The sequence below is a fragment of the Aquimarina intermedia genome (genome assembly GCF_008124785.1).
In the GTDB taxonomy this organism is placed as follows: domain Bacteria; phylum Bacteroidota; class Bacteroidia; order Flavobacteriales; family Flavobacteriaceae; genus Aquimarina; species Aquimarina intermedia.
This window is the reverse complement of sequence record NZ_VNHU01000014.1, coordinates 1-13,287: the sequence shown is the minus strand read 5'-3', so window position 1 is coordinate 13,287 and position 13,287 is coordinate 1. Positions and strand designations below refer to the sequence as shown.

Here is a 13,287-nt window from a genome sequence, read left to right as displayed (position 1 = left end):
TTCTTACTGATCATTGTTTGTTGGCGTAAGTGAAAGTTTATTTGAAAAATCAATGGTTCTAATAGGGAACGGAATATTAATACCTTCTTTATCAAAAGCCCGTTTTATAGCGATGATCCCTCTATGTTGAGCAGCTAATACTTCTTTCTTATTCCTAATATCTGTCCAAAACCTAACGATAAAATTAATAGAGCTATCTCCAAATTCTTGAAAGAAAAATTCGACATCTTCATTTTTGTTTTGTTTAAAAAGGTTATCAATAGTTTCTGTAGTTAATTGAGCTACCCTTTCCAAATCACTTGAATATCCTACTCCGCAAGAAATGATAACCCGAGATCGACTAGTTTGAGAGTAGTTGACAAAGGGCTCTTCGATTATCTTTGCATTCGGTATCATGACAAAATTGTTATCCGCTTGTCGAATTACAATACTCCTTAAATTAATATCTTCAACTTTCCCTGCAAAGCCATTGGTTTCTACCCAATCACCGAGTTCAATTCTCGGTAAAAAACTAAGAATAACACCAGAAAAGGTATTGTTTAGAGTTCCTTGCAAGGCCAAGCCGATAGCCAAACCAATCACACCTGCTCCTGCAAGCACAGAGGTCAGTACTTTATCAAGGTTTAATAAACCAAGTGCTATAAAAAAGCCGATTAGGATAACAATACTTTTTATCACCCTAATCGCAATACTTTTTATAGATTCTTGACGTATTCTACTTAAAATGACATTACGTAACAATCTTCCAAGATATTTGGCTGCCAAAAGAAATAAAAGAAAAACTAAAATGGCCAAAATTAAATTGGGCAGAATGAGAATTAAACCGTCTAACCAACCCTCCAACTTATCAGTCAGATTTTCAACGGAATCACTAATTTTGAATGTAGCTGAAGTGTTTTCTTCTTCTTGTAGTAATATCATGTGTCTATTTTGTCTATTCTATTTTGAAACTTGCATAGTATCACCGGTTTTCATTCTCCATGCATCCAGCATCCAACTGGTTTTTTCCAGTTCTCTAATATAACCCCCAACTAGATCTATAGTACCTTCATCACTCGCATCATCCGCAGTTTTTACAACTTTACTCATTTGTTTGAGAATTGCACCATGATCTTCCAGTAATGTAGAAATCATCTTTTCGTCACTCAAATCAGAACTAGATTCTTTTAAATTGGATTGCTTCAAATACTCCGAATAATTACTCACAGGTTGATATCTAAGTGTAAGGATACGCTCTGCAATCTCATCAACCTTTATTTTAGCATCGTCATACATAGCTTCAAACTGCACATGAAGATCAAAGAAATTTTTTCCCAGAATATTCCAGTGAAAATTTCTTAATTTTTGATAGTATAAATGATAATCAGCCAACAGGGTATTTAGTTCTTTTACCGTTTCTGAAGTCTTATCTGCATCTAAATTTAAATAATTCATATAGTTTATTTTTTTGTAAATTTTTATACAAATTACTATAGAATCTCTTTAAAAACCGTTGAAAACCTTATAGTTTAGTATAAATTTAACTTAGCTATGGACTTACGGAGAACCCTCCAATTGATAGTTGAACTTCAAAGTCATTTTGTATTATAATTCTTATCCTTCTATAAAAAGTATCTATCATAAAATGGAAATACGCAGTTCATTGTAGTAATTATTTGAATTGAATGGTAGTGGAAATAGCTTTTAACATAGCATTGAGTAAGAACGCTGTAATTTTTCAATCTGCGTATGTATAGGTTAAGACTTTGGGGTATTTTTTAGAGATATCTAATTAAATTAATAAATTCTTTAAAAATATTATATTGCTAAATTGGTATATTTATGCAAAATAAGTATAGATGATTGTTGAGAACTGTCCTAATTGTGGATCTCTTAGTTTTGTGAAAAGCGGAATTGTCAAGGACAGGCAGCGCTACCGCTGTAAAGTCTGCAAGTATTACTTCACGGTAAATAAGCTTGGTAAAAGAATTGACGAATATTATGTAAACAAGGCATTACAGCTATATCTTGAAGGCTTATCCTATCGTGAAATAGAACGAATTTTGGGAGTGTCTCACGTAAGTATCATGAATTGGGTAAAAAAGTATGGTATTAAAAGACCGTACAAATCAGAATATCATCCTACCTATAAGATTCTGAATCCTTCAGAACTTTCCAAATTCTTTACTAACCCTGAAAATATCAAGGGAGCAGGGGTTATTGTTACCGAACTTGGTGATAAATTTATGCTAATTAAATGGGAGCGTTTTAAAGAATAACTATCCTATTTAGCAAAAAACTATATTGATTTTTTTTTAGTATTTAGATTTCATGACTTTTAATCCTGTATATCATGTTGATTTACAACTCACACGCTAAATCAAATCTTACTAGTCATGAAAAAAAATCTGGTTTATTTTTGCATACTCTGTTGCTTAATTCCTCTCCAAAATTTTTCTCAAGGATCCGCTGATTATACAGGAGGGCTCAAGGTGAAATTAAATGAAGAAGGAACAAAATATTTTAGAATCTTATCATGGGCACAGTTTTGGGCTCAATACAATGAGGATGTTCCCGATGATGTAAGTACTACAAATTTTAGTATACGCCGTGCACGTGTTTTGATGTATTCTCAAATAAGTAAAGATTTTCTGATCTTAACACATTTTGGACTTAATAGTTTAAATGCGAACAACCAAAGTCCTACAGGCTTAGGAGAAAGTTCACAGTTGTTTTTTCATGATGTGTATCTTCAATATAGCTTGGGAGCAGATCATGCTATAGGTGGAGGTTTACATTATTGGAATGGTATATCCAGGCTCAATAATCAAGGTACTTTAAACCTTCTTACGCTGGATAATAACAGACAATCCTGGGCTACTATCGGTCTTTCTGATCAATTTGCCCGCCATATAGGTATTTTCTTCAAAGGTTCTTTTGGGAAACTACAGTATCGTGTATCAGTCAATGAGGCGATTACTAATAATTTACAGGATCAAGCGGTTCCCGAAGCCGGAGGGAGTCCAATTTATGCCGGAAGAAGGTTACTGGGATCGAAAGATGCAGGTAAAAATTTTGCCGGTTATTTTGAATATCAGTTTCTTGATCAGGAATCTAATTTCTTACCGTATAAAGTAGGCTCTTATCTGGGAACCAAAAAAGTCTTTTCTCTCGGAGCAGGTTTTTTTTACCATTCTGATGGAAGTGTTTCGGCTGAAGCGGATGGGTTGTTAACCGGAGAAGATGTGGCAATATTTGCAGTTGATGCATTTTATGATACACCTCTTGGGGATAATGGTTCTGCGCTGACTGCCTATGCTACCTATCAAAATAACAATTACGGTGATAACTATACGCTGGGACAAACCTATGAAACCGGATCCATGGTGTATGGACATGTTGGATATGTAATCCCAAATACAGACAAGAAACTAAAATTTCAACCCTACACATCTCTCAGTTTACGTACTATAGATCGTATCGATGATAACGCTACTACGTTTGGATTGGGAGCTAATATGTATATGAATGGTCATAACTCAAAATTAACTTTAGAATATAAGAATACAAAGTACGGAGATGGAGATGCTATAGGGCTGATCACACTTCAAGCAATGATTTATTTATAAAATATACCACTATGTCAGATGTACAAAAAAAGGCTACCGCCTATTGGAAAGAAAATGTAAGATACCTGTTTATACTTTTAACTATATGGTTCTTGGTATCCTACGGCGCAGGTATTTTGTTTAAAGATGCCTTAAATGAGATTCGTTTGGGAGGCTTCAGACTTGGTTTTTGGTTTGCTCAGCAAGGTTCGATTTATGTATTTGTCATTTTGATATTTGTCTATGTTCGTTTGATGAACAAGTTGGATAAAAAATATGGATACGATAAGGATTGATTTATAAATACAATTTTCACTAACAACTTAAAGATAGAATTATGAGCGTTCAAATATGGACTTATATTTTGGTAGGGGTCACCTTTGCTTTATATATTGGAATTGCAATTTGGTCTCGAGCAGGTTCAACCAAAGAGTTTTACGTAGCTGGTGGGGGCGTATCTCCACTTGCAAATGGAATGGCTACCGCCGCCGATTGGATGAGTGCAGCTTCCTTTATCTCCATGGCAGGTATAATTGCTTTTGCCGGATATGATGGTGCAGTGTATCTGATGGGATGGACTGGTGGATATGTACTTTTGGCATTACTCTTGGCACCCTACCTAAGGAAATTCGGAAAATTCACGGTTCCCGATTTTATCGGTGACCGATACTATTCTAAAACAGCCCGATCGGTGGCGGTATTTTGTGCGTTATTAGTTTCTTTTACCTATGTTGCCGGACAGATGCGTGGCGTGGGAATTGTTTTTTCCCGTTTTTTGGAAGTAGAAATAAATACGGGAGTTATTATAGGAATGATTATCGTACTATTTTACGCAGTTTTGGGTGGGATGAAAGGTATAACGTATACACAGGTAGCACAATATTGTGTCCTTATTTTTGCCTTTATGGTTCCTGCTATTTTTATATCCATACAAATGACAGGTAATCCAATCCCACAACTCGGATTCGGTGATACGGTAGCCGATGGGTCCGGAGTATATTTGTTAGATAAATTGGACGGATTAAGTACGGAATTAGGGTTTTCAGCGTATACCGACGGTTCAAAATCAATTTTGGATGTTTTTGCCATAACTTTAGCCTTAATGGTGGGTACAGCAGGTTTACCTCATGTAATTGTTCGTTTTTTTACTGTTAAACGAGTAAAGGATGCCCGAAAATCAGCAGGGTATGCCTTGTTCTTAATCGCAATTTTATATACAACTGCTCCAGCGGTTGCTGTATTTGCGAAAACAAATCTTATAGAATCAGTAAATAATAAAGCCTATCAGGAATTGCCGGTATGGTTTAAGAATTGGGAGGATACCGGTCTTTTGGGTTGGGTTGACAAGAATAATGATGGTAAAGTTCAATACAGCAATGGAAGTGCAGTCGAAGGAAACAAAAATAAGCCTGTATTTGACGGTAAGAATAGAGGGAGCAATGGAGAACGTGTTATATCCAATAGTAACGCATCCACTCAAAATGAACTTTTTGTAGATAGAGATATCATGGTATTAGCAAATCCTGAGATTGCCAAATTACCTAACTGGGTAATTGCTTTAGTAGCTGCCGGAGGATTAGCAGCAGCCTTATCAACGGCAGCAGGACTTCTTCTTGTTATTTCTTCTTCTGTTTCTCATGATCTCATCAAAAAAATGATCAAACCTAGTATTTCTGAAAAAGGAGAACTTATTGCTGCGCGTTTGTCTGCTGTTGCAGCAGTCTGCGTGGCTGGCTATTTTGGGATCAACCCACCTGGATTTGTGGCGGCGGTTGTAGCCTTGGCATTTGGCCTTGCCGCGGCCTCCTTTTTTCCGGCCATTGTATTAGGTATATTTTATAAACGCATGAACAAAGAGGGAGCCATAGCAGGTATGATTGTAGGAATTTTATGTATGCTTTTGTATATGATAAAATACAAATTGGGTTGGTTTGATGAAACTCTACCACCGCCCAGCGAATGGTGGTTCGGTATCTCTCCTGAAGGATTTGGAGCGGTAGCTATGATTATAAACTTTCTTGTTTCTCTTTCAGTTTCCTATGTTACAGCCCCACCACCTCAAGATGTACAAGAGATTGTAGAGCACATTCGTTTACCCAACAATGCGGGACAGGCAACACATTAATTAAATAAACAAAATTAGCTATAAAGTTGAGAAAGCGATTTCTTAACTTTATAGGGATCTTAATGATACCATGATATAATGAAAAGAAGACACGAACAGAAGTTGTTAGTACTATCCTTTGTACTCCTTTTTTTGTTTAACATTCCGTTGTTATTAATTTTTAATCAATCAGGGGATGTTGGCGGAATTCCGTTATTGTATTTTTTTATCTTTTTAATCTGGTTAATTTCAATTCTCATTTCGGCATACCTTTTAAAACGATTTCATGAATAGTTACAGTGTTATTAGCATCATTATACTATACTTGTTAGTCTTATTTGGTATAGCATATTGGGCAGAAAGAAAAGCTAAGAAGCGTTGGGTCAATAATGCGTATGTCTATACACTTTCTTTAGCAGTTTATTGTTCTGCCTGGACATATTATGGAAGTGTTGGAATTGCAGCTCGCTCAGGTGTTAGTTTCTTGACAACCTATTTGGGACCTATAATAGCAGCACCCTTATGGATCGTGGTGCTCAAAAAGGTAATTCGTATATCCAAACAGCACAAAATATCGAGTATAGCTGATTTCATTTCCTTACGATATGGTAATAATCGTTTTTTGGGTGGTTTAGTAACGGTGGTTTGCGTAATCGGGATTCTTCCCTATATATCATTACAACTCAAAGCAGTTTCTGAAACTTTCTCTATACTGACATCGACCCCCTTAACTGCCTCTACAAGCTCTGTTTTTACTGACACCACATTCTATGTTGCTATTCTACTAGCAACGTTTGTTGCGTTTTTTGGTACACGAACGGTGGATGCCGCGAGAAGGAGGCAAGGGATAATTTTTTCGGTTGCAGTTGAGTCGATTTTAAAGTTGGTATTCTTTTTAGCGATAGGCATCTATGTTACCTTTTATTTGTTTGATGGGACTTCTGACATTTTTAATAAAATTAGTAAAACGGATAATTTTGAGTCGTTGATCAGTTTGACTTCTATAGAGGCAGGAATTAATTGGTACTTCATGATAGCACTGTCCTTTTTTGCTATTTTTCTGTTGCCACGACAATTCCAAGTTTCAGTAATTGAGAATGTAACAGAAAAGCACTTAAAAAAAGCAATTTGGCTTTTTCCATTATATCTTTTGTTATTCAACATCTTTGTTATTTTTATTGCGTGGGGAGGAAGACTATCATTAGGAAATACTGTCAATCCGGATTATTTTACATTACTACTCCCTTTGAAAGAACAAAATACAGTATTAGCAACTTTAGTTTTTTTAGGAGGGTTCTCAGCGGTGATTAGCATGGTTGTGGTTTCTACTTTAGCACTCTCAACTATGCTTAGCAACAACCTGATCATTCCTTATGGATTTCTAGATAAATTTAGCCGTAGTCATCCGGAGCGTATAGACTATTACATTAAAAACATACGAAGAATTGCAATCTTCAGTCTTATTGTAGGTGCTTATTTGTTTTATATTAATTTTAATATACAACTCTCTCTATTTTCGATTGGTTTGATATCATTTGTAGTCATTGCACAGTTGGCGCCTTCTTTTTTTATTGGATTGTTTTGGAATAGGGGTTCTGCCAGAGCTGCTAAACTTTCTATAATTAGTGGAAGTCTAATCACCACCTACACATTAATTCTACCTTTTGTTTTGGATTCTATTTTTGATAATGCAACATATATTGAAAATGGACCTTTCGGTTTCGGCTTACTTCGACCGTATCAATTATTTGGTATTGATTTCTTGACACCGGTCACGCATGCATTCTTTTGGAGTATGTTTTTCAATATACTGGTTTATTTGGCAATATCTTTAGCGAGCGTAGGTAATTATCGTGAGCGCAATTATGCAGAGATGTTTGTTCATAGTAATGCACACTATCTGCAGGAAAATGCTTTTGTATGGAAAGGCGAAGCATATGTTCAAGACATTCGTAATATGTTATATACCTTTTTGGGAAGAAGAAAAACGGATCATGCATTGCATCAGTTTTTTAATAAATATGATATACCGCTAACGACAGAACGAGCAGATGCACGTTTGATAAACTTCTCAGAAAAATTGCTCACCGGAAGTTTGGGAGGTGCTTCTTCACGAATTCTTATAGCCAGTGTCATTCAGGAGCAACCGGTGAGTCTCGTGGAGGTTTTAGAAATATTAGAAGAAAATAAAAAAGCTATATCCAGTAATAAAACACTAACTCAAAAATCAAAAGAGCTGACTAAACTTACAGAGGAATTAAAAAAAGCTAACCATCAATTACAACTTCAGGACAAGTTAAAGGACGAGTTTCTGGATACAGTGGCTCATGAATTAAAAACACCGATTACGGCTATTCGAGCAACATCTGAGGTGTTGAAGGATAACGAGGATATGCCGGATTCGTTACAACAGGAGTTTTTAAGTAATATTCTTCACGATTCTAAGCGATTGTCTAAACTGATCAACAATATTCTGGATCTAGAAAAATTAGCATCTGGCAGAGAAATATTTGATAAAAAAGAACATAATCTGCAGAAAACCATTGATCGCGCGGTAAAGGGTATTCTTCCGATAGCTAAAGAAAAGCAAGTTCGTATAAAAGTGTCGAAAGAGATAAATATTATCAAAAGCCGCTATGATGAGGATCGCATGCTTCAAGTTTTTACTAATATATTATCGAACGCAATAAAATTTGTAGAAAAGGAAAAGGGGGAGATATCCATACGGTATAAGCGCGGGACTAACGCTGTTTTGATTCAAATAGAAGATAACGGTAAAGGTATTCCCAAAGAGGATGTCCCTCATATTTTTGACAAATTTTACCAATCAAAAAACCAAAATTTGCAAAAACCAGTTGGAAGTGGTTTTGGTTTAGCTATAAGCAAACATATTGTTGAAAACCATAAAGGAAAGATATGGGTAGATGAAGAAGTAATTACCGGTGCACGATTTAATATTAAATTGCCTTGCAAATAGATGTAATACTAACAGAGCGTAGCCGTATATTTTAAGAATTTGATTACATGAGTAAAAAAATTTTAATAGTAGATGATGAGCCTAATATTGTAATGTCATTAGAATACACTTTTAAAAAACATAAATATGATGTTTTTATTGCCAGAGACGGTAGTGAGGCGATAGCTATTTTGAAAGCAGAAGTACCTGATATTATATTATTGGATATTATGATGCCCAAAGTAGATGGTTATCAAACGTTACAATTTGTGAAGGCAAATGAAGCATATAAAGAGGTCAAAGTAATTTTCCTGACAGCCAAAAATAAAAATAGTGATATTGAGAAGGGTTTAGCGATGGGTGTCAATGCATATGTAACCAAACCTTTTTCTGTAAAAAAATTAGTAAAAAAAGTTGATGCCCTTATTAACTAAGTAATACGATTTAGACTCGTTGAAAATATAAATTGATAATATTAAAACTATGAAAGTTAGAGACACATTACAGTTACGATCTTTTGCAGAGTATAAAGAAGCATACAATCAAAGTATAGAAAATCCGGAAGAATTTTGGGCTTCAATTGCAGAAAAATTCTATTGGCACAAACGATGGGACACAATCTTAGAATGGGATTTTAAAAAGCCAGAAGTAAAATGGTTTAAAGGAGGTAAATTAAATCTTACAGAAAATTGTTTGGATAGACATTTGGATACCCTCGGAAATAAAACAGCTATCATTTGGGAACCTAACGATCCTGATGAAGAATCCCGGCATATAACCTATAGGCAATTGTTTGTAAAAGTTTCTCACTTTGCCAATGTGTTAAAAAACAATGGTATCAAAAAAGGAGATCGTGTGTGTCTGTATATGCCAATGATTCCCGAACTAGCCATTGCAATGCTAGCATGTGCAAGAATAGGTGCGGTGCATTCTATAGTTTTTGCTGGCTTTTCCAGCAAAGCAATAGCCAGTCGTATCAATGATTCACAATGTAAAATGCTCATTACAGCGAATGAGGTATATCGTGGTACAAAACCCATCAAACTAAAAGAAATGTGTGATGAAGCCTTGAAGGAAACGCCCTCTATTGAAACCGTAATTGTATATCGACGTACAGTAGAGCCCACACCAATGAAGGAAGGTAGAGATAAGTTCTGGTATGATGAATTACAAAAAGCAGAAAAAGAGTGTCCTGCAGAAGTTATGGATGCCGAGGATCTGTTGTTTATTTTGTATACCTCGGGGTCTACAGGTAAACCAAAGGGTATGGTGCATACCATAGGAGGGTACATGGTGCATACTACGTACACCTTTGCCAATGTTTTTCAATGTGATCATCTTGCTGCAGCAGGGGTCAAAGGTCAGGTGAAATCCGTACCTGATGTATATTGGTGTTCGGCTGATATCGGCTGGATCACCGGGCATTCTTATATTGTATATGCTCCGCTAGCAGCGGGTGTAACTACAGTAATGTTTGAAGGGATACCAAGTTATCCGGATTATGGACGTTTCTGGGAAATTTGTGATAAGTTAGATGTAACGCATTTTTATACCGCGCCAACTGCTATTCGGGCATTGGCAAAGCAGTCGCTTGACTTAGTGAACAAACATGATCTCAGTTCCATTAAAGTTTTGGGAACGGTAGGGGAACCCATAAACGAAGAAGCTTGGCATTGGTATAACGATAATATTGGTAAAGGAAACTCTCCTATAGTGGATACCTGGTGGCAAACCGAAACCGGCGGAATCATGATCTCGCCTTTAGCTGGAATTACACCCACACGTCCTACTTTTGCCACTTTACCATTACCGGGCATTCAGCCGGCGCTTATGGATCCCGAAGGGAACGAATTAGAATTTAATTCACAAAGTGCCGAAGGCCGATTAGCCATTAAGTTCCCGTGGCCATCAATGGCACGAACTATCTATGGAGATCATCAACGCTATAAAGAAGTATATTTTTCAACGTATGAAAACATGTATTTTACCGGTGATGGTGCGTATCGAGATGCAACCGGAAATTATAGAATTACAGGAAGGGTAGATGATGTAGTTATCGTTTCCGGACATAATTTGGGTACCGCACCTATCGAGAATGCTATCAATGAACATCTGGCGGTAGCAGAATCTGCAATTGTCGGCTTTCCTCATGATATAAAAGGAACGGCATTATATGCTTTTGTTACTTTATATGATGGAAAAGAACCTAATGATGCCTTACGGATTGAGATTAGAGAGTTAGTAGCAAAAACTATAGGACCCATTGCAAAACCAGACAAAGTTCAATTTGTTAGTGGATTACCCAAAACAAGAAGTGGTAAAATTATGCGTCGCATCTTGCGCAAGATAGCCTCAAAGGACACCGCTAACTTAGGAGATACTTCAACATTGTTAAATCCAGATGTAGTTCAGGAGATTATGGATAAAGCTTTATGATGAAAAAACAAAAGGCAATCGATTCGATTGCCTTTAAATTTGTTGGGATGATTTTATTATTTGAAATAACTAAAATCTTCTCCATCCTCAATAGCAAGAAGACTTTCGTAAATCAACTTGATCACGTTTTCCACATCATTTCTGTGTACCATTTCTACAGTGGTATGCATATAGCGTAAGGGTAGAGAGATTAATGCAGATGCAACACCGCCATTACTGTATGCGAACGCATCGGTATCTGTACCGGTCATTCTGCTTGATGCCATACGTTGAAAAGGAATATTACTTCCCTCGGCGGTGTCAATTAAAAGCTCTCTTAATTTGTTTTGAACAGCAGGAGCGTAGGAGATTACAGGACCCTCCCCGATTTTTGTTTCGCCTTGAGTCTTCTTTTCGATCATCGGCGTTGTGGTATCATGACATACATCAGTTACAATAGCTACATTAGGTTGTATGGTGTGCGTTATCATCTCTGCACCGCGAAGACCAATTTCCTCTTGTACAGAATTGGTAATATATAAGCCAAAAGGTAGCTCCTTTTTATTTTCTTTCAATAAACGAGCAACTTCAGCAATCATGAAACCACCCATTCTATTATCCAGAGCTCTACAGACGAATTTGTCGTTATTTAACACAAAAAATTCATCAGGATAGGTAATTACGCAACCTACATGTACCCCAAGTTCTAAAACTTCTTCTCTCGTATTACAACCAACATCAATACAAATGTTCTCTAATTTTGGCGATTCCTCCTTTGATTTATCACGGGTATGGATAGCAGGCCATCCAAAGACACCTTGAACCATTCCATTTTTAGTATGAATATTAACTCTTTTAGAGGCGGCAATTTGATGATCACTACCTCCATTACGGATAACGTAGATTAAACCATTATCAGTGATGTAATTCACATACCAAGAAATTTCGTCAGCATGACCCTCAATTACGACCTTATATTTGGCGTCAGGATTAATAACACCGACAGCAGAACCATACGTATCGGTAATAAAGGTGTCTACATAGGGTTTTAGATAATCCATCCATATTTTTTGACCATCCCATTCATAACCGGTCGGAGCTGGGTTATTCAAATATTTCTCCAGAAAATTTAATGAGTCTTGGGTAAGAATACTTTTCTTTGACATAGTAAAGTTTTAAATTACAATTTTTCACGAAGTTAATAATATTCGAATAGATATTAAATTTAGCTAAAGGTATTTCTTATTTTTGGAATGATTTTAGAAGCGATAACAAGCATGATAAAATACCTTATATATATAGGATGTCTTTTTTACTCAATTACAATACTCGCTCAAGGCGGAATTGAAAAGGATACTACATATAATGATTCTACTAAGTATGTTCAGTATTATATAATAGAAGGTGACACCATACCCCATGAAGCAATTGACTTGGATGAAGTAATTATTCTGGGAAAACTGAAGTTTGATGATAAACTTGCTAGAAGACGCTACTTGATTTTGAGAAGAAAAACAAGGAAGGTGTATCCATATGCTAAATTGGCAGCTGATAGATTAACAAGTTTGAACAATCGACTAGTTGCAATAAAAGGTAAGAGAGCACGTAAGCGGTATGTGAAAATTCTTCAAAATTATATGGAAGATGAATTTACACAGGAGTTAAAAAAAATGACGCGAACAGAAGGACAGATTTTAGTGAAGCTGATTAACAGACAAACAGGGTACACAATGTTTGATTTGGTGAAGGAATATCGAAGCGGTTGGAGTGCCTTCTGGTACAACAACACCGCAAAGCTTTTTAAAATTTCTTTAAAGGAAGAATATGATCCTATCAATGTAGAGGAAGATTATTGGATAGAAGATATCTTACAGCGTAGTTTTCAGAATAATATTCTTGAAGAACAACGTACTGCACTTGACTTTACTTTTTATGATTTGAGAAATAAATGGTCTACAAGTAAAGCTACTCCGTCAGCGAACTCCAAGTCTTAATGGGATAAGTTTTGAGACGAGTGACAAATTTTCAATACAAAATCATTAAAAAAATTCATGCTTGATAGAGTTAATTTAAATTATTTTTATTAATTTTATATTCTATCTTTTTTAAAATCAGCAACTTCTATTTTAGGTTAAAACATTTTACAGAAAAAGGCTTGCGATACTGCAAAAGGGTTGTATGTTTGCACCCGCAAAACGGGCTAACTGTTGCGCGGATGTTCATAG

Annotated in this window: 11 protein-coding genes; 8 read left to right on the top strand and 3 right to left on the bottom strand. The window is 36.0% G+C overall.

Annotated elements, in window-relative coordinates; genetic code table 11:
• Nucleotides 1-3: 3 nt before the first annotated feature.
• Complete coding sequence (locus BD809_RS14905) at nt 4-921, bottom strand: mechanosensitive ion channel family protein (RefSeq protein ID WP_148783784.1); 918 nt, start codon at nt 919-921, stop codon at nt 4-6.
• A gap of 18 nt (nt 922-939) precedes the next feature.
• The gene (locus tag BD809_RS14900) at nt 940-1,434 is read right to left on the bottom strand and encodes a Dps family protein (protein ID WP_148783783.1); all 495 of its coding nucleotides are present in this window, start codon (nt 1,432-1,434) and stop codon (nt 940-942) included.
• A gap of 404 nt (nt 1,435-1,838) precedes the next feature.
• Between BD809_RS14900 and BD809_RS14895 the strand changes: the two genes are divergently transcribed.
• The 7 genes from BD809_RS14895 (at nt 1,839) to acs (ending at nt 11,083) form a co-directional block, all read left to right on the top strand.
• Entirely contained in the window at nt 1,839-2,258 is a 420-nt protein-coding gene (locus tag BD809_RS14895) for an IS1/IS1595 family N-terminal zinc-binding domain-containing protein (RefSeq protein WP_148783782.1), read from the top strand.
• A 117-nt stretch (nt 2,259-2,375) separates the two neighbouring features.
• Nucleotides 2,376-3,608, top strand: a complete 1,233-nt coding sequence (locus BD809_RS14890; RefSeq protein ID WP_148783781.1) for a hypothetical protein — start codon at nt 2,376-2,378, stop codon at nt 3,606-3,608.
• An 11-nt stretch (nt 3,609-3,619) separates the two neighbouring features.
• Nucleotides 3,620-3,883, top strand: a complete 264-nt coding sequence (locus tag BD809_RS14885) for a DUF4212 domain-containing protein (RefSeq protein ID WP_148783780.1) — start codon at nt 3,620-3,622, stop codon at nt 3,881-3,883.
• Between the two features lie 41 nt (nt 3,884-3,924).
• Nucleotides 3,925-5,712 carry a sodium:solute symporter family protein gene (locus BD809_RS14880; RefSeq protein ID WP_148783779.1) on the top strand — a complete coding sequence of 596 codons (1,788 nt, stop codon included), beginning with the start codon at nt 3,925-3,927 and terminating at the stop codon, nt 5,710-5,712.
• A 265-nt stretch (nt 5,713-5,977) separates the two neighbouring features.
• The gene (locus BD809_RS14870; RefSeq protein ID WP_148783777.1) at nt 5,978-8,668 is read left to right on the top strand and encodes an ATP-binding protein; all 2,691 of its coding nucleotides are present in this window, start codon (nt 5,978-5,980) and stop codon (nt 8,666-8,668) included.
• Nucleotides 8,669-8,715: 47 nt separating this feature from the next.
• Nucleotides 8,716-9,081 carry a response regulator transcription factor gene (locus tag BD809_RS14865; protein WP_148783776.1) on the top strand — a complete coding sequence of 122 codons (366 nt, stop codon included), beginning with the start codon at nt 8,716-8,718 and terminating at the stop codon, nt 9,079-9,081.
• Nucleotides 9,082-9,130: 49 nt separating this feature from the next.
• Nucleotides 9,131-11,083, top strand: a complete 1,953-nt coding sequence (acs, locus tag BD809_RS14860; protein ID WP_148783775.1) for an acetate--CoA ligase — start codon at nt 9,131-9,133, stop codon at nt 11,081-11,083.
• Nucleotides 11,084-11,139: 56 nt separating this feature from the next.
• Here the strand turns inward: acs and BD809_RS14855 are convergent, their stop codons facing one another.
• A complete protein-coding gene (locus BD809_RS14855; protein ID WP_148783774.1) occupies nt 11,140-12,228 on the bottom strand; it encodes a M42 family metallopeptidase in 1,089 nt (362 codons plus the stop codon).
• Between the two features lie 111 nt (nt 12,229-12,339).
• On the opposite strand from BD809_RS14855, the gene BD809_RS14850 reads away from it, so the two are divergent.
• Entirely contained in the window at nt 12,340-13,056 is a 717-nt protein-coding gene (locus BD809_RS14850) for a DUF4294 domain-containing protein (RefSeq protein ID WP_148783773.1), read from the top strand.
• The last annotated feature ends 231 nt before the right edge of the window (nt 13,057-13,287 follow it).

Bases quoted from the DNA above. Each gene is read 5' to 3' on its own strand.
- BD809_RS14905 (WP_148783784.1), bottom strand. From the start codon at position 921: ATGATATTACTACAAGAAGAAGAAAACACTTCAGCTACATTCAAAATT.
- BD809_RS14900 (WP_148783783.1), bottom strand. From the start codon at position 1,434: ATGAATTATTTAAATTTAGATGCAGATAAGACTTCAGAAACGGTAAAA.
- BD809_RS14895 (WP_148783782.1), top strand. From the start codon at position 1,839: ATGATTGTTGAGAACTGTCCTAATTGTGGATCTCTTAGTTTTGTGAAA.
- BD809_RS14890 (WP_148783781.1), top strand. From the start codon at position 2,376: ATGAAAAAAAATCTGGTTTATTTTTGCATACTCTGTTGCTTAATTCCT.
- BD809_RS14885 (WP_148783780.1), top strand. From the start codon at position 3,620: ATGTCAGATGTACAAAAAAAGGCTACCGCCTATTGGAAAGAAAATGTA.
- BD809_RS14880 (WP_148783779.1), top strand. From the start codon at position 3,925: ATGAGCGTTCAAATATGGACTTATATTTTGGTAGGGGTCACCTTTGCT.
- BD809_RS14870 (WP_148783777.1), top strand. From the start codon at position 5,978: ATGAATAGTTACAGTGTTATTAGCATCATTATACTATACTTGTTAGTC.
- BD809_RS14865 (WP_148783776.1), top strand. From the start codon at position 8,716: ATGAGTAAAAAAATTTTAATAGTAGATGATGAGCCTAATATTGTAATG.
- acs (WP_148783775.1), top strand. From the start codon at position 9,131: ATGAAAGTTAGAGACACATTACAGTTACGATCTTTTGCAGAGTATAAA.
- BD809_RS14855 (WP_148783774.1), bottom strand. From the start codon at position 12,228: ATGTCAAAGAAAAGTATTCTTACCCAAGACTCATTAAATTTTCTGGAG.
- BD809_RS14850 (WP_148783773.1), top strand. From the start codon at position 12,340: ATGATAAAATACCTTATATATATAGGATGTCTTTTTTACTCAATTACA.